The organism is Pseudomonas sp. GW821-FHT05D12, assembly GCF_059419825.1.
The window spans coordinates 55,480-71,578 of record NZ_JBWKSN010000019.1 but is presented as its reverse complement, the minus strand read 5'-3'; the positions used below and the strand labels follow the sequence as shown (position 1 = coordinate 71,578).

Below are 16,099 nucleotides of genomic sequence, written 5' to 3'. Positions count from 1 at the left end.
TTGAATCAATGCCGCACATTTTGATCGTCGAAGACGAAACCATTATCCGCTCTGCCTTGCGTCGCCTGCTTGAACGTAATCAGTACCAGGTCAGCGAAGCCGGCTCGGTGCAGGAAGCCCAGGAGCGGTTCAGCATTCCCACGTTCGACCTGATTGTCAGTGACCTGCGCCTGCCGGGCGCGCCTGGCACCGAGTTGATCAAGCTTGGCCAGGGCACCCCGGTGCTGATCATGACCAGCTACGCCAGCCTGCGCTCGGCGGTGGACTCCATGAAGATGGGCGCGGTGGACTACATCGCCAAGCCTTTCGACCACGATGAAATGCTCCAGGCCGTGGCCCGCATCCTGCGTGACCGCCAGTCAGCCAGCAGCGCACCTGCCGAACAGCGCCCCGCCGGTAAAGCGGCCAACGGCGCCGACAAGCCGGGGGTCGACAACAGTAACGGCGAGATCGGCATCATCGGCTCCTGCCCACCGATGCAGGACCTGTACAGCAAGATCCGCAAGGTCGCGCCGACTGATTCCAATGTACTGATCCAGGGCGAGTCGGGTACCGGTAAAGAACTGGTAGCCCGCGCCCTGCACAACCTGTCCAAGCGCGCCAAGGCACCGATGATCTCGGTGAACTGCGCGGCGATCCCCGAATCGCTGATCGAGTCCGAGCTGTTCGGCCACGAGAAAGGCGCGTTCACCGGCGCCAGCGCCGGCCGTGCAGGTTTGGTCGAAGCGGCGGACGGCGGCACATTGTTCCTCGATGAAATCGGTGAGCTGCCCCTGGAAGCCCAGGCGCGTTTGCTGCGCGTGCTGCAGGAAGGCGAGATTCGCCGCGTCGGTTCGGTGCAATCGCAGAAGGTGGATGTGCGCCTGATCGCAGCCACGCACCGTGACCTGAAGAGCCTGGCCAAGATCGGCCAGTTCCGTGAAGACTTGTATTACCGCTTGCACGTGATCGCCCTCAAGCTGCCGGCCCTGCGCGAGCGTGGCGCCGACGTCAACGAGATCGCCAACGCGTTCCTGCTGCGCCAGAGCGCCCGCATCAACCGTACCGACCTCAAGTTCGCCCCGGATGCCGAACAGGCCATTCGGCATTACTCGTGGCCGGGTAACGTGCGTGAACTGGAGAATGCGGTCGAACGTGCGGTGATTCTGTCGGAGAGCCCGGAGATTTCCGCCGAGCTGCTGGGCATCGATATCGAGCTCAGTGACCTTGAGGATGACGACTTCATCGGCCTGGCCCCACAACAGGGCGGCGGTAGCAATACCAGCCACGAGCCGACGGAGGATTTGTCACTGGAAGACTACTTCCAGCATTTCGTCCTTGAGCACCAGGACCACATGACCGAGACCGAACTGGCACGCAAGCTGGGCGTGAGCCGCAAGTGCCTGTGGGAACGGCGCCAGCGCCTGGGCATCCCACGGCGCAAGACCGGGGTGGCCAGCGAGAGTTGAGGGTGCGCCCCCACAGGTAACACCCTCAGATGTGAAAAAACTGTTACCGCTGATTTTTCACGTAACAAAAGCCGGGGCTTACGGTAACGAAGCCCCGGCTTTTTTTCGCCCGTCGAAAACCCAAAACCGCCTCAAACCCCTGCTTTTGCTGGGCGGCACAAAAGTTGGCACGCACCCTGCTATATGCTTAGTACAAAAACAATAACAAGCTTTGTACAAGACAATAAAAATAAGACGAATCGACTCACGCATAATAAAAACAACACGGCGGAGGCGCAGCTAACTGATTCTTTTGGAGAGGCGTTGCATTTGGGGCTTGCCCCGCAACCAGGCCGAGAACAACAAAAACTGCCCTAAGGCAGAGCCTGAACTGGTTGGATCTTAGATCAGCAACACAGCGACCAAAGCAATCCGTTTGCTCTTGACTCCCGATTGGGAGTGTCATGAAGGTGAAGCTTCATGGCGAGGGCGATCAACAAAAACAAGAAGCCCGAAATCAATAATAAAAATAGAGCACGCAACTACTTCTGGGGGAGCTTCGGCTCCCCTTGTAGTTTCCGTATGAAAACTCGAGCATTTGACGATTTAAGGCTTATGGCGCAAGGCCTGCAGCTTGTTCCTACACCATCCCCTGACTAAATGCTAGAATCCCCGCCCATCATGCGGTCATTCTTCGTTATGGCCGAACATTCCTTCAAACAGTGCATCCCATGCTGAAGAAGTTGTTCCAGTCATTCCGTTCTCCCTTGCGTCGTACGCAACACAAACGCAGCACGCCTGAAGTGCTCAATAGCAGCCAGCATTCGCTGCAGCGCGCTCAGTTCAGCCGTTATGCAGTGAACATCGTCGAACGTTTGCAGAACGCCGGCTACCAGGCTTATCTGGTCGGCGGTTGCGTACGCGACATGTTGCTCAATATCACACCCAAGGATTTCGACGTCGCCACCAGCGCCACGCCTGAACAGGTCCGTGCCGAGTTTCGCAATGCGCGCATCATCGGCCGCCGCTTCAAGCTGGTGCATATCCACTTCGGCCGCGAAATCATTGAGGTGGCGACCTTCCGCGCCGGCCACCCGCAAAACGATGAAGAGGAAGACACCAACCAGTCTTCCCGCAACGAAAGCGGGCGCATCCTGCGCGACAACGTCTATGGCACCCTGGAAGAAGATGCGCAGCGCCGCGACTTCACCATCAACGCCCTGTATTACGACCCGGTCAGCGAGCGCATTCTCGATTACGCCAATGGCGTGCACGACATCCGCAACAACCTGATCCGCCTGATCGGCGACCCGGTGCAGCGCTACCAGGAAGACCCGGTGCGCATGCTGCGGGCCGTGCGTTTCGCCGCCAAGCTCAACTTCGGCATCGAAAAGCACACGGCCGCGCCGATCCGCGACCTGGCACCGATGCTGCGCGAGATTCCTTCGGCGCGCCTGTTCGAGGAAGTGCTCAAGCTGTTCCTCTCGGGCTACGCTGCCGACACCTTCGAAATGCTCGTCGACCTGCAGCTGTTCGATCCGCTGTTCCCGGCCAGTGCCGAGGCGTTGGAATACAACCCGACGTACACCCACACGCTGATCAGCGAAGCGCTGATCAATACCGACTTGCGCATCAAGCAGAACAAACCGGTGACCCCGGCGTTCCTGTTTGCCGCGCTGTTGTGGCCGGCCCTGCCCAAACGCGTACTGCGCCTGCAAGAGCGTGGCATGCCGCCGATTCCGGCCATGCAGGAAGCGGCTCATGAGCTGATCGCCGAGCAGTGCCAGCGCATCGCCATTCCGAAACGCTTCACCCTGCCGATCCGCGAGATCTGGGACATGCAGGAGCGCCTGCCACGCCGCAGCGGCAAGCGCGCCGACCTGCTGCTGGACAACCCGCGCTTCCGTGCCGGCTACGATTTCCTGCTGTTGCGCGAAAGCGCCGGCGAGCAGACCGATGGCCTGGGTGAATGGTGGACCGACTACCAGGACGCCAATGAAAGCCAGCGCCGCGACATGATTCGCGACCTTGGCAGCAAGGGCGAGAGCGCCGGCGAAGGGCCGAAGAAACGTCGTCGCAGCGGTACCAAGCGCAAGCGCAGCGCCGCCGATGCCTCGGGCGCCGCAGGCGAATAAACGTGGAACGTATCTACATCGGCATGGGCAGTAACCTGGCCGCCCCGGATCAGCAATTGCGCAGCGCCATCGAAGCGCTCGCACAACTACCGGGGACCACCGTCGCCGGTGTGTCGGCGTTTTACCAAAGCGATTCCCTGCTCCCGGGCCAACCGCGCTACACCAACGCGGTGGCGGCCCTGGACAGCAGCTTGGCGCCCCTTCAGCTGCTGGATGCGCTGCAAGCCATCGAAAACGATCAGGGCCGCGAGCGCCTCGAGCGTTGGGGGCCGCGCACACTGGACCTGGACATCCTGCTGTTTGGCGATCGCCTGATCGACGAGCCGCGCCTCAAGGTGCCCCATTACCAGATGCACCTGCGCGCGTTTGTGCTGTACCCGCTGGCTGAGCTAGCGCCCGCATCGCTGCAAATGCCCAACGGTCAAACGCTCAACGACTTGCTGACCGCCTGCCCGTTTGTCGGTCTGGAACGCTTGCCCCAAAACTGACTCAATCAATGTGGGAGCTGGCTTGCCTGCGATAGCATCACCTCGGTTTCACTGAAAGACCGAGGCGCCTGCATCGCAGGCAAGCCAGCTCCCACATTTTGTTCACCTACGCCCTCAAAATCCCTTCCCACTTGCTGAATCGCGTCAGTAACAGCGGTAACACCGCCATCGTAACAATGCGGTAACACATCCAATTGACTTCCCGTGTCCTCCTCACGACTATAGGCGTCCCGCTGCCGCCAACCCGGCGCTGAAGGGCGCAATCCAGGCCTTATAAGCACTGCTCTCAAGACAGTGCGCCTGTATAAACGAAGACTCACGCGCGTTACTCGCTGTTTCCAAGCGCCTGAACGAGGACCCTTTTCATGCCAGACATTACCCTGACCACCTTGCAGAGCCTCAAGCTCAAAGGTGAAAAAATCACCATGCTCACCTGCTATGACGCCACCTTCGCCCAAGCCAGTTGCCAGGCCGGGGTTGAAGTGTTGCTGGTAGGTGACTCCCTGGGCATGGTTCTTCAAGGGAATGACAGCACGCTGCCCGTCACCACCGATGAACTCGCCTATCACACCGCCAGCGTCAAGCGCGGCAACGACGGCGCATTTATCATCGCCGACCTGCCGTTCATGGATTACGCCACCGTCGAACAAACCTTCCATAACGCCGCCAAGCTGATGCGTGCCGGTGCGCATATGATCAAGGTGGAAGGTGCCGTGTGGCTCGCCGAGTCGATTCGCCTGCTGGCTGAACGCGGGGTGCCGGTCTGTGCACATATGGGCCTTACGCCACAGTCGGTGAACATCCTCGGCGGCTACAAGGTACAAGGCCGCAACGAAGCCCAGGCGCGCCAGATGCGTGCCGATGCCATCGCCCTGGAACAAGCGGGCGTTGCGATGATCCTGCTCGAATGCGTGCCCAGCGAACTTGCAGCAGAAATCACCCAGGCCGTTAAAGTGCCGGTGATCGGTATTGGCGCAGGCTCGGCCACCGATGGCCAGGTCTTGGTGCTGCATGACATGCTCGGCCTGTCGCTCACCGGCCGCGTGCCGAAGTTCGTGAAAAACTTCATGACCGGCCAGGACAGCATCCACGCCGCGCTGAGCGCCTATGTCGCCGAAGTCAAAGGCGTGACCTTCCCCGGCGCCGAACACGGATTCTCTGCATGAACACCGTAAAAACCGTCCGCGAACTGCGGGCTGCCGTCGCCCATGCCCGTAAAGCCGGCAAACGCATCGGCTTCGTGCCCACCATGGGCAACCTGCACAGCGGCCACGCCACCCTGGTGACCAAAGCCGCGCAACAGGCTGACTTCGTCGTCGCGAGCATCTTCGTCAACCCACTGCAGTTCGGCGCTGGCGAAGACTTGGACAAATACCCGCGGACCTTGGCCGCGGACCAGGAAAAGCTCCTGCAAGCCGGCTGCAACCTGCTGTTCGCACCGACCGTCGAGGAAATGTACCCCGGCGGCATGAGCGGCCAGACCCGCGTCAGCGTCCCGCAGTTGTCCGAAGGCCTGTGCGGCGCCAGTCGTCCCGGGCACTTCGAGGGCGTGGCGACGGTGGTCAGCAAGCTGTTCAACATGGTCCAGCCGGACATGGCCGTGTTCGGCCAGAAGGACTACCAGCAACTGGCGGTGATTCGCGCCATGGTCCATGACCTGAACATGCCGATCCAGATCATCGGCGAACCGACCGTGCGTGCCGATGACGGCCTGGCGCTCTCATCGCGCAACGGTTACCTCAGCGATGAGCAACGCGCCATCGCCCCGGTGCTGTACCGCAGCCTCGGCCAGATCGCCGCCGCCATCAAAGACGGTGACCACGATTTCGCCACGCTGCGCGCCGAACAGGTTCGGCAGATCGAAGCCGCCGGGCTGCGCCTGGATTACCTTGAAGTGCGCCAGGGCGTGAACCTGCGCCCGGCCACGCCCGAGGACCGCGATGTGGTGATCCTGGTCGCCGCCTATCTGGGCGCTACCCGCCTCATCGACAACCTGCACCTGAACCTCTGATCCCCCCGCCAGTTGCCCTCCTCGCTGTGCCGGTATAAAAAAGTACCGGCCACAGCGCAGACAAAGCCAAGACATATCGACACGCTAGGTTTAATGTAATCGCCCTGCGCTATGGTTAGCGCTGTCCGGAACCCGCCCTTGATGAAAGACTGGACGTTCCGGGCTTTGAAGTGTCCTAAAGGCAGTCCCCGTAATAAAAGGAAACCCGCAGCGATGGCGTACTACCGCACTCCTCATGACGTTACCGCTCTGCCCGCCTGGCAAGCGCTCAATCAACATCGCCAAGCCATGCAGGATTTCAGCATGCGCGAAGCGTTCACTGCCGATCCCCAGCGTTTTTCCCAGTTCACCTTGAGCAGCTGCGGACTTTTCCTCGATTACTCGAAAAACCTGATCACCAGCGAAACCCGCGACCTGCTGGTGGGCCTGGCCAAGGAAGTGAATCTCAAAGGCGCGATCGACGCCCTGTACGCCGGCGAGCCAGTCAACTCCTCCGAAGGCCGCCCGGCCCTGCACACCGCACTCCGCCGCCCGGTGGGCGACAAGCTGTCGGTCAACGGCGTGAACATCATGCCGGACGTGCACAAGGTGCTGAACCAGATCACTGACCTGGTCGGCCGCATCCACGACGGCCTATGGCGTGGCTACACCGAGAAACCGATCACCGACGTGGTGAACATCGGTATCGGTGGCTCGTTCCTCGGCCCGGAGCTGGTCTCCGAAGCGCTGTTGTCCTACGCCCATAAAGGCGTGCGCTGCCACTACCTGGCGAATATCGACGGCAGTGAGTTCCACGAACTGACCATGAAGCTGCGCGCCGAGACCACGCTGTTTATCGTCTCGTCGAAGTCCTTCAATACCCTCGAAACCCTGAAGAATGCCCAGGCCGCCCGCGCCTGGTACCTGGCCCAGGGTGGCTCGGAAGCCGAGCTGTATCGCCATTTCATCGCCGTATCGAGCAACAACGCGGCAGCGGTGGCCTTCGGTATTCGCGAAGAGAACATCTTCCCGATGTGGGACTGGGTCGGCGGTCGTTACTCGCTGTGGTCGGCCATCGGCCTGCCCATCGCCCTGGCCATCGGCATGTCCAACTTCAAGGAGCTGCTGTCCGGTGCCTACACCATGGACCAGCACTTCCAGAATGCCCCGTTCGAGTCGAACATGCCGGTGCTGCTGGGCCTGCTGGGCGTGTGGTACGGCAACTTCTGGGGCGCGCAGAGCCATGCGATCCTGCCGTACGACCACTACCTGCGTAACATCACCAAGCATTTGCAACAGCTGGACATGGAATCCAACGGCAAGAGCGTGCGCCAGGATGGCACGCCGGTGTCCACCGATACCGGCCCGGTGATCTGGGGCGGCGTCGGCTGCAACGGTCAGCACGCGTACCACCAGTTGCTGCACCAGGGGACCCAACTGATCCCGGCTGACTTCATCGTGCCGATTGTCAGCTTCAACCCGGTGTCCGATCACCATCAGTGGCTGTACGCCAACTGCCTGTCCCAGAGCCAGGCGCTGATGCTCGGCAAGACCCGCAGCGAAGCCGAAGCCGAACTGCGCGACAAAGGCCTGCCGGAAGCCGAAGTGCAGAAACTGGCGCCGCACAAGGTGATCCCGGGCAACCGCCCGAGCAACACCCTTGTGGTCGAACGGATCAGCCCGCGCCGCCTGGGCGCGCTGGTGGCGATGTATGAGCACAAGGTGTTCGTGCAGAGCGTGATCTGGGGCATCAACGCCTTCGACCAATGGGGCGTGGAGCTGGGCAAGGAGCTGGGCAAGGGCGTCTACAACCGTCTGACCGGCGCCGAAGAAACCTCCGCCGAGGATGCTTCGACCCAGGGCCTGATCAACTACTTCCGCGGTCGTCACCGCGGTTAAAGGGATCGGCACTACACTTACGGTCTGAACCTGCGGGAGCACACCCTGTTTAGGAGCGGGCTTGCCAGCGATGGCGATCTTCAGGACGCCATCGCCGGCAAGCCAGCGCCTACGAGGGTCGCACGGCTCCCCTCTTGTCGCTAAAACAAGAATAAGGACCGCTCATGTTCGACCTCAGCCAATTCCCCACCGCCGATGCCGTCCGCCGGGCTGCGCAACTCAGCCAAGAGGACTATCAGCGCCTCTATCGCCAATCCATCGACCAGCCGGATACTTTCTGGGCTGAACAGGCCATGGCCTTTCTCGACTGGATAACTCCGTGGCACACCGTCCAGCAGTCGGACATCCACACCGGCGCCGCCCAGTGGTTCGCCGGCGGCACACTGAACGTCAGCTACAACTGCATCGACCGTCACCTGGCGCAACGCGCCGATCAGGCGGCCTTCATCTGGGAAGGCGATGATCCGACAAACGCTTCCAAAATCACCTACCGCCAACTGCACCAAAACGTCTGTCGCCTCGCCAACGTGCTGAAAAGCCGTGGCGTGAAGAAAGGTGACCGGGTGTGCATCTACATGCCGATGATCCCGGAGGCGGCCTACGCCATGCTCGCCTGCACGCGCATTGGTGCAGTGCACTCGGTGGTGTTTGGGGGTTTCTCGCCGGATGCCTTGCGCGACCGCATCCTCGATGCCGACTGCCGCACCGTGATCACCGCCGATGAAGGCGTGCGCGGCGGCAAGCCGGTGGCACTGAAACAGAATGTCGACAAGGCCCTGGCCAGTTGCCCGGACGTCAGTACGGTGCTGGTGGTCGAGCGCACCGGCGCGACTGTGAACTGGAGCGAAGGCCGCGACCTGAAGTATCGGCAATCCCTGGAAGCCGCGAGCGACGATTGCCCACCCGAGCCCATGGACGCCGAAGACCCGCTGTTCATCCTCTACACCTCCGGCAGCACCGGCAAGCCCAAGGGCGTGCTGCACACCACCGGCGGCTACCTGCTGCAGGCGGCGATGACCTTCAAGTACGTGCTCGATTACCGCGACGGCGAGGTGTTCTGGTGCACCGCCGATGTCGGCTGGGTCACCGGCCACAGCTACATCGTGTACGGCCCGCTGGCCAATGGCGCCACCTCGCTGATGTTCGAGGGCGTACCGAGCTACCCGGACAGCTCACGCTTCTGGCAGGTGATCGACAAGCATCAGGTCAATATCTTCTACACGGCGCCCACCGCCCTGCGCGCCTTGATGCGTGAAGGCCATGGCCCCTTGCAGAGCACCTCCCGCGCCAGCCTGCGCCTGCTGGGCAGTGTCGGTGAGCCGATCAACCCGGAGGCGTGGGACTGGTATTTCAACGCGGTCGGCGAACAGCGCTGCCCGATTGTCGATACCTGGTGGCAAACCGAAACCGGCGGCATCATGCTCAGCCCGCTGGTCAGCGCCCGGCGGATCAAGCCGGGTTGTGCGACCCAGCCGATGTTTGGCGTACAGCCCGTGCTGCTGGATGAGCACGGCAAGGTGATCAGCGGCGCCGGCAGCGGCGTGCTGGCGATCAAGGCCAGTTGGCCGGGGCAGATCCGCAGTGTGTATGGCGATCCGCAGCGCATGATCGACACCTACTTCAAACCCTACCCCGGCTACTACTTCACCGGTGACGGCGCCCGGCGCGACGAAGACGGCGACTACTGGATCACCGGGCGCATCGACGATGTGATCAACGTGTCCGGCCACCGTATCGGCACCGCCGAAGTGGAGAGCGCCCTGGTGCTGCATGACCAGGTGGCCGAAGCGGCCGTGGTCGGCTACCCCCATGACGTCAAGGGCCAGGGCATTTATGCGTTCGTCACCCCGATGAATGGCGTCGAGCCCGATGACACATTGAAAAAGCACCTGCTGGAGCTGGTCAGCAAGGAAATTGGCAGCTTTGCCAAGCCGGAACTGATCCAATGGGCGCCCGCTTTGCCGAAGACTCGCTCGGGCAAGATCATGCGCAGGATCCTGCGCAAGATCGCCTGTAACGAACTCGACAGCCTCGGTGATACTTCCACCTTGGCCGATCCGAGTGTGGTCGACGGCCTGATCGACAAACGCCTGAACCGATAGGACACCATGGAATTTCTGCGCAGCCGTATCGAAACCCAGTTGATGAGCCTGACGGGCTTGTCACTGGGCCAGCTGGACCTGGAAAACCCCAAGGGCGACCCAGGCCTGTTCGGGCCGGACTCGGTCAGTTGGCAGGTGCATGGCGACTTCAGCAGCATGCTGATCGGCGGTATCAGCGCCTTGATGCTGCAAGCCTTGCACCCGCTGGCCCTGGCGGGCGTGTGGGATCACTCGAACTTCCGCCAGGACATGCTCGGGCGGCTGCGGCGGACTTCGCAGTTCATCTCCGGGACCACCTTCGGCTCGCGCAAGGATGCCGAATGGCTGATCGAAAAAGTCCGCACCATTCACCTGCAGGTGGTCGGCCATGCACCGGACGGGCGACCTTATGCCGCCAGCGATCCGGAGCTGCTGACCTGGGTGCACGTGGCCGAGGTGAGCAATTTCCTCGCGGCCCACCTGCGCTATCGCAACCCGCACCTGTCGGGTCGGGATCAGGACCGTTACTACAGCGAAATTGCCTTGGTCGCCGAGCGACTGGGCGCGCGGCATGTGCCTCGCTCGCGGCAGGAAGTGGCGGATTACATGGCGCGTATTCGTCCTCAACTGCTGTGCGACGAGCGCAGCCATGAAGTGCTGCGCCTGCTGCTCAATTCGCCTGCGCCCAGCCACCTGGCCAAGCCTTTCGGTGCCTTGATGATGCAGGCCGGCATTGATCTGCTGCCGGACTGGGCAAGCGCCATGCTCGACCAACAGCAGAGCCCGCTGCAGCGCCAGATGATCCGCGCCGGGGTCAAGCGCAGTGCGCCGTTGCTGCGTTGGGCGATGCGCAATGGTTCGGTGCAACGCGCCCATCGGCGGATGGGGTTGATGTAGGCCGTGGCGCATAACTGTTAAACTCCGCGCCCTTATTTCCCCAGCAAGGCGCGCTCCATGTCTTCCTTGAATCAGGCGCTGCGCGCCGCCCTCGATCAACGCCAAGACCTGATCAACGAGCTGCATGCCCAGGGCACCGATTGCTATCGGCTGTTCCATGGCAGCCAGGAAGGCGCCGGCGGCCTGACCGTCGACCGCTACGGCCCGCAACTGCTGGTGCAGAGCTTCCACCAGAGCCTGGAAACCAGCGACCTGCTGGCGCTGCATCAACAGATCAACCAACACCTGGGCCTGGAACTGCTGCTGGTGTACAACGACCGCTCCCGGGGCAACTCGCGAATCGACCGCGAAGACACGGTGTACCGCGCCGAGCCCGCTGCGCTGGAAGACATGATCGGCCACGAGTGGGGCCTCAATTACCGCGTGCGCGGGCGGCATGCCGGGCAGGACCCGTTGCTGTTCCTCGACCTGCGCAACACGCGCGGCTGGGTCAAGGCGCACAGCGCGGGCAAAAGCGTGCTGAACCTGTTTGCCTACACCTGTGGCGTCGGCTTGAGTGCCGCAGCCGGCGGCGCCCACGAGGTGTGCAACCTGGACTTCGCCGAAGGCAATCTGGCGGTCGGCCGTGAGAACGGCCTGCTCAACCCGCAATTGCCGACCATGGAGTTTGTGCAGTCGGATTATTTCCCTGCGATTCGCCAGTTGGCCGGCTTGCCGATTACCCAACGTCGTGGGCAGAAGCTGCCGAGTTACCAGCGCCTGGAGCCACGTCAATATGATCTGGTATTGCTCGACCCACCGGCCTGGGCCAAGAGCGCATTCGGCACTGTCGACCTGCTGCGCGACTACCAGAGCCTGCTCAAGCCGGCGCTGCTCGCCACCGCCGACAACGGCGTGCTGATCTGCTGCAACAACCTCGCAAAAGTCAGCATGGACGACTGGCGCGACCAGGTGCTGCGCTGCGCCGAGAAAGCCGGGCGGCCGGTACGCGACTGGCAGATCATGACACCTGGCGCGGACTTTCCCTCGCAAGACCAACAGCCGCCGTTGAAGACCCTGATCCTGCAGCTGTAGTACTTTTCCCAAGAAGCCGCGTACTTCGGAACCGAAATCCCGTGCCATACTCCAAGGCACTCTTGTTCGACATAGATGGCGTCACCCATGCCCAAAGGATTGATTCGCGCCGCTGGCGCCCTGTTGACCGCCCTTGCCCTGTACAGCTTGCTGGGCTTTCTGATTCTGCCGGGCATCGCCCTTCGCATTGCCAACCAACAACTGGCCCATTACGCCACGGTGCCGGCCCGGATCGAGCGCATCGAGCTCAACCCGTTCAGCCTGGAAGTGACGGCATGGGGCCTGAAAATCGGCGAGCCGGGCAAGGAACAAGTGGGTTTCGAGCGTCTCTACGCCAACCTGCAGATCGACAGCCTGTGGACTCGCGCGCTGCACCTGGCCGATGTGCAATTGGACAAGCCCAAGACCGAACTGCTGTTCGACAAGTCCGGCCAGTTGAACCTGGCGCAGCTGTTCAAGCTGCCGCCCAGCGAGCGTAGCCCGGCCGATCCCAATGCCAAGCCGTTTCCATTGCGTATCGACAGCATCAAGCTGGCGGGCGGCTATGTGCACTTTCAGGACCTGCGCCCCAGCGAACCTATCGAATTTCTCTACGACACGCTCGACTTCGAACTGAAGAACCTCAGCACCTTGCCCGAAGACAACGCCGACATGACCTTGGTGGCCGCCGGCCCTGAAGGCGGGCGGATCGACTGGAAAGGCAATTTCAGCTTAGTGCCGATCATTTCCGAAGGGACCCTGAAGGTTACCGACGGCAAGATGAAAGCCTGGTGGCCTTATGTACGCGACGCCTTGCCACTGGTGCTCGAAGACGGCGTACTCAACTTCAGTACCGACTACCGATTCAGCCTGGCCAAAGAGACCGAGCTGAACCTGACCAACACCGCAGCGAGCGTCGCGCCGTTTGCCATCAACGCGCCGGATGGTCGCCCGCTGGTGCGCCTGGAGCGCCTGGACGTCAGTGAGACCACGGTTGACCTGGCCAAGCAGCAGGTCGTCATCGGCAAGATCCGCAGCAACAAACTGGAAACCTGGGCCGCCCGTGAAGCCGACGGCCAACTGGACTGGCAGAAACTGTTCGCCAGCCAACCGAGCAAACCGGCCAAGGCGCCGGAACCTGCCACGGCGCCGGCCACCGCTGACTCACCGAAACCCGAACCCGCCGCGCCGAGCAAACCCTGGCAAGTGCTGCTCAAGGATGTGCAACTGCGCAACTATCAAGTGCACCTGGCCGACCGCCAGGTCAAACCCGCCGTCGCGCTTGAACTGGGCCCGTTGAACGTCGACATGCAGAACTTCGACAGCCTCAACCAGAGCCCCTTCACCTTGAAGGTCGACTCCGGCCTGGGCAAGCAGGGCAAGATCCAGGCAACCGGCGAGGTCAACCTCAACCCGATCAGCGCCAAGCTGAAAGTGAATACCCAGGACATCGACCTTCGGGTGGCGCAGTCCTATATCAGCCCGTTTATTCGCCTGGAACTGCGTAGCGGCATGCTCGGCAGCAATCTGGACGTCAACCTCAAGAGCGCCGATCCGCTGAAACTCCAGGTAACGGGCCGGGCGCAAGTCGACCAGTTGCACACCCTCGACACCCTGAAGACCCGCGACTTCGTGAAGTGGCAGCGCCTGGTGCTGGAAGGCGTGAACTACCAGCACGGTGAGAGCCTGTCGATTGACAAGGTCAACCTGCTGCAACCGTATGCACGGTTCATGATCAACGATGATCGCACCACCAACGTGGATGACCTGCTGATTCCACAGCCAGCCAACAGTGGCGCCAAGTCAGCGGCAAAACCGGCCAGCAAAGACAACCCCCTGGGCATTCATGTCGGGCAAATCGCGATCAACGACGGCTCGGCCAACTTCGCCGACTTCAGCCTCACGCCCAACTTCGCCACGGCAATTCAACAACTCAACGGGCAGATCGGCACCATCGACAGCCGCCAGGCCAAACCGGCCAGCGTCGACATCAAGGGCAAGGTCGACCGTTACGCCCCCGTCACCATCAAAGGCAGCGTGAACCCGTTTGACCCGATGGCGGCGCTGGATATCGCCACCAGCTTCAAACGTGTCGAGCTGACCACCCTGACGCCTTACTCGGGCAAGTTCGCCGGCTTCCGTATCCGCAAGGGCCGTCTCAACCTCGACTTGCACTACGTGATCACCAAAGGCCAACTGAAGGCCGAAAACAAGGTGGTGGTCGAGCAACTGCAGTTGGGTGAGAAAGTCGACAGCGCCGATGCCGTGGACCTGCCGATTCGCCTGGCCATCGCGTTGCTCAAGGACAGCGACGGCAAGATCTCGATCGAACTGCCGGTCACCGGCGATTTGAACAACCCGCAATTCAGCGTGATGCCGATCGTCTGGCAGACCCTGCGAAACCTGGTGGTACGCGCGGCGACGGCGCCGTTCAAATTCATCGGTGGGCTGATCACCGGGGGAGGCTCGGAGGACCTGGGCAATGTGTCCTTCGCCGCCGGCTCCAGCGAATTGAGCAAGGACGCCGAAGGTGCACTGAATATGCTGGCCAAGGCACTCAAGGAACGCCCTACCCTGCGCCTGGAAATCGAAGGTACTGCCGCGGCCAGCAGCGACGGTCCGTTCCTTGCCTCCCAGCGCCTGGAGCGTGAATACCAATATAACTACTACAAGATGCTCCAGCGCCGTGGCGACAAGGTCCCGGCCCAGGCATCGTTGTTGGTGGTTCCGGAAAGCGAGAAGGCCCCGCTGTTGGAAGGCATCTACCGCACGCGCCTGAAGCAGCAGCCGCCCGCCGAGTGGAAAGACCTCAGCCGCGACGACCGCACGGCCAAGTTGAAAGACGGTGTAATCAAGTTCTGGAGCAGCAGTGATGTGCTGCTGCGCCAGCTCGGCCAGGATCGCGCCAGTACCATCAAGGATTACCTGGTGGATAAAGGGCAGTTGGAAGATGACCGGGTGTACTTCATCGATGCCAACCTGGGCCAAGCCGAGAAGGATGGCCGGGTGGTGACGCCAATGCACCTGGATGCCGAGTAGCTGGCGGAGGCGGTGCGTCAGTCACTATGGGCTGACACACCGAATTCGCGGGCAAGCCTGCTGCCACATTTGATCGATGCCGCATTGGGATTTTGTTTCGGCCCAGAATAGAACAGGCCCCGACACGAATGCCGGGGCCTGTAATGACCACATCCTTGTGGCCGGTCGCATGAACTCGTGAGGTGCATTGAGTGGATATCTAGCTCACTCGTTGCCGCCTTCGCCTAGTTCAGACGAATGGGTAAGCGTTACTCTGCTTTCAGGCCATCGGCCGATACAGCTTTAACGCCTTTGATTTTCTTGGTGATGTTCACCGCGGTAGTTTTCTGCGCTTCAGTCACAGCGACCGAAGAGGACAGGGAAACTACGCCCTTATTGGTTTCGACTTTGATGTCGGTACCAGGAATGCCTTTCTCGGTTACCAGGTCAGCTTTCACTTTGGTGGTGATCCAAGTGTCCGAGGTGGACTCTTTGGCACCTGCAGCTGCGCTTTTGGTTTTGTCGACGTTGTCTGCCTTGGTAGCGCCGCCAGCCAGCAGGCCATCAGCAGAAACTGCAGTTACGCCTTTGATTTTCTTGGTGATCGCTACAGCGGTCGCTTTTTGCGAATCCGAAATGGCTACGGTCGACGAGAGGGAAACCACACCTTTGTTGGTTTCAACCTTGATGTCCGAACCAGGAATGCCTTTTTCGGTCAGCAGATCAGACTTAACTTTGGTGGTGATCCAAGTATCCGAAACGCTTTCTTTTGCCTTGGTGGCTTCACCCGCCGCCATGGTCATTGGAGCTTGGGAAGTCTGGGCAAAGGCCACGTTAGCACCCATGGCCAGGGTCAGAGCGGTAGCAGTAGCGAGAGCGAACTTCTTCATACGAGTAACTCCTGTTTTATTAAAAGTCTGCAGTGTGTGAACCTTGATGCTGCAGCGTTAACAGTGATATTGCAGACAGTGTGCCAAGTCTCGATATCAAAATAAATCCTTATAAAACAATACGTTAAGAAAACACGCTATTTTCGGAATCGTGCAACTTGCATGAACCTGACCGATGCTGCATGCAAGTTGCGGTTTTTTCGTTTTACTAAGCGCCTGAT

Annotated in this window: 11 protein-coding genes; 10 read left to right on the top strand and 1 reads right to left on the bottom strand. The window is 61.0% G+C overall.

All coding sequences use genetic code 11. From position 1 onward, the window contains the following. The first annotated feature begins 8 nt into the window (after positions 1-8). From AC07SI_RS27790 to AC07SI_RS27745, 10 genes are all read left to right on the top strand, one after another. Positions 9-1,448 carry a sigma-54-dependent transcriptional regulator gene (locus AC07SI_RS27790; RefSeq protein WP_065910292.1) on the top strand — a complete coding sequence of 480 codons (1,440 nt, stop codon included), beginning with the start codon at positions 9-11 and terminating at the stop codon, positions 1,446-1,448. A 710-nt stretch (positions 1,449-2,158) separates the two neighbouring features. Beyond that, positions 2,159-3,562 carry a polynucleotide adenylyltransferase PcnB gene (locus AC07SI_RS27785; RefSeq protein WP_065910290.1) on the top strand — a complete coding sequence of 468 codons (1,404 nt, stop codon included), beginning with the start codon at positions 2,159-2,161 and terminating at the stop codon, positions 3,560-3,562. A gap of 2 nt (positions 3,563-3,564) precedes the next feature. Further along, on the top strand, positions 3,565-4,050 hold the full coding sequence (gene folK / locus AC07SI_RS27780; RefSeq protein ID WP_495006929.1) for a 2-amino-4-hydroxy-6-hydroxymethyldihydropteridine diphosphokinase: 486 nt from the start codon (positions 3,565-3,567) through the stop codon (positions 4,048-4,050). A gap of 365 nt (positions 4,051-4,415) precedes the next feature. Next, positions 4,416-5,216, top strand: coding sequence for a 3-methyl-2-oxobutanoate hydroxymethyltransferase (gene panB, locus AC07SI_RS27775; RefSeq protein WP_495006928.1), 801 nt, complete (start codon positions 4,416-4,418; stop codon positions 5,214-5,216). Continuing rightward, positions 5,213-6,061 (top strand): pantoate--beta-alanine ligase, encoded by an 849-nt coding sequence (gene panC / locus AC07SI_RS27770; RefSeq protein ID WP_495006927.1) that lies wholly within the window; start codon positions 5,213-5,215, stop codon positions 6,059-6,061. Before panB ends, panC begins: the two co-directional genes overlap by 4 nt. Positions 6,062-6,274: 213 nt before the next feature. Further along, positions 6,275-7,939: a glucose-6-phosphate isomerase gene (gene pgi, locus AC07SI_RS27765; protein ID WP_065910282.1), complete on the top strand. Its 1,665-nt coding sequence runs from the start codon at positions 6,275-6,277 to the stop codon at positions 7,937-7,939. A gap of 164 nt (positions 7,940-8,103) precedes the next feature. Continuing rightward, complete coding sequence (acs, locus tag AC07SI_RS27760) at positions 8,104-10,041, top strand: acetate--CoA ligase (protein ID WP_213552459.1); 1,938 nt, start codon at positions 8,104-8,106, stop codon at positions 10,039-10,041. 6 nt (positions 10,042-10,047) lie between these two features. Next, positions 10,048-10,917 carry an oxygenase MpaB family protein gene (locus AC07SI_RS27755; protein WP_495006926.1) on the top strand — a complete coding sequence of 290 codons (870 nt, stop codon included), beginning with the start codon at positions 10,048-10,050 and terminating at the stop codon, positions 10,915-10,917. A 57-nt stretch (positions 10,918-10,974) separates the two neighbouring features. Then, complete coding sequence (locus tag AC07SI_RS27750) at positions 10,975-11,991, top strand: class I SAM-dependent rRNA methyltransferase (RefSeq protein ID WP_495006925.1); 1,017 nt, start codon at positions 10,975-10,977, stop codon at positions 11,989-11,991. Between the two features lie 87 nt (positions 11,992-12,078). Further along, a complete protein-coding gene (locus tag AC07SI_RS27745) occupies positions 12,079-15,009 on the top strand; it encodes a DUF748 domain-containing protein (protein ID WP_495006924.1) in 2,931 nt (976 codons plus the stop codon). A 248-nt stretch (positions 15,010-15,257) separates the two neighbouring features. On the opposite strand, the gene AC07SI_RS27740 is transcribed toward AC07SI_RS27745, so the two are convergent. Further along, the gene (locus tag AC07SI_RS27740; RefSeq protein WP_065910272.1) at positions 15,258-15,878 is read right to left on the bottom strand and encodes a BON domain-containing protein; all 621 of its coding nucleotides are present in this window, start codon (positions 15,876-15,878) and stop codon (positions 15,258-15,260) included. Between the last annotated feature and the right edge of the window lie 221 nt (positions 15,879-16,099).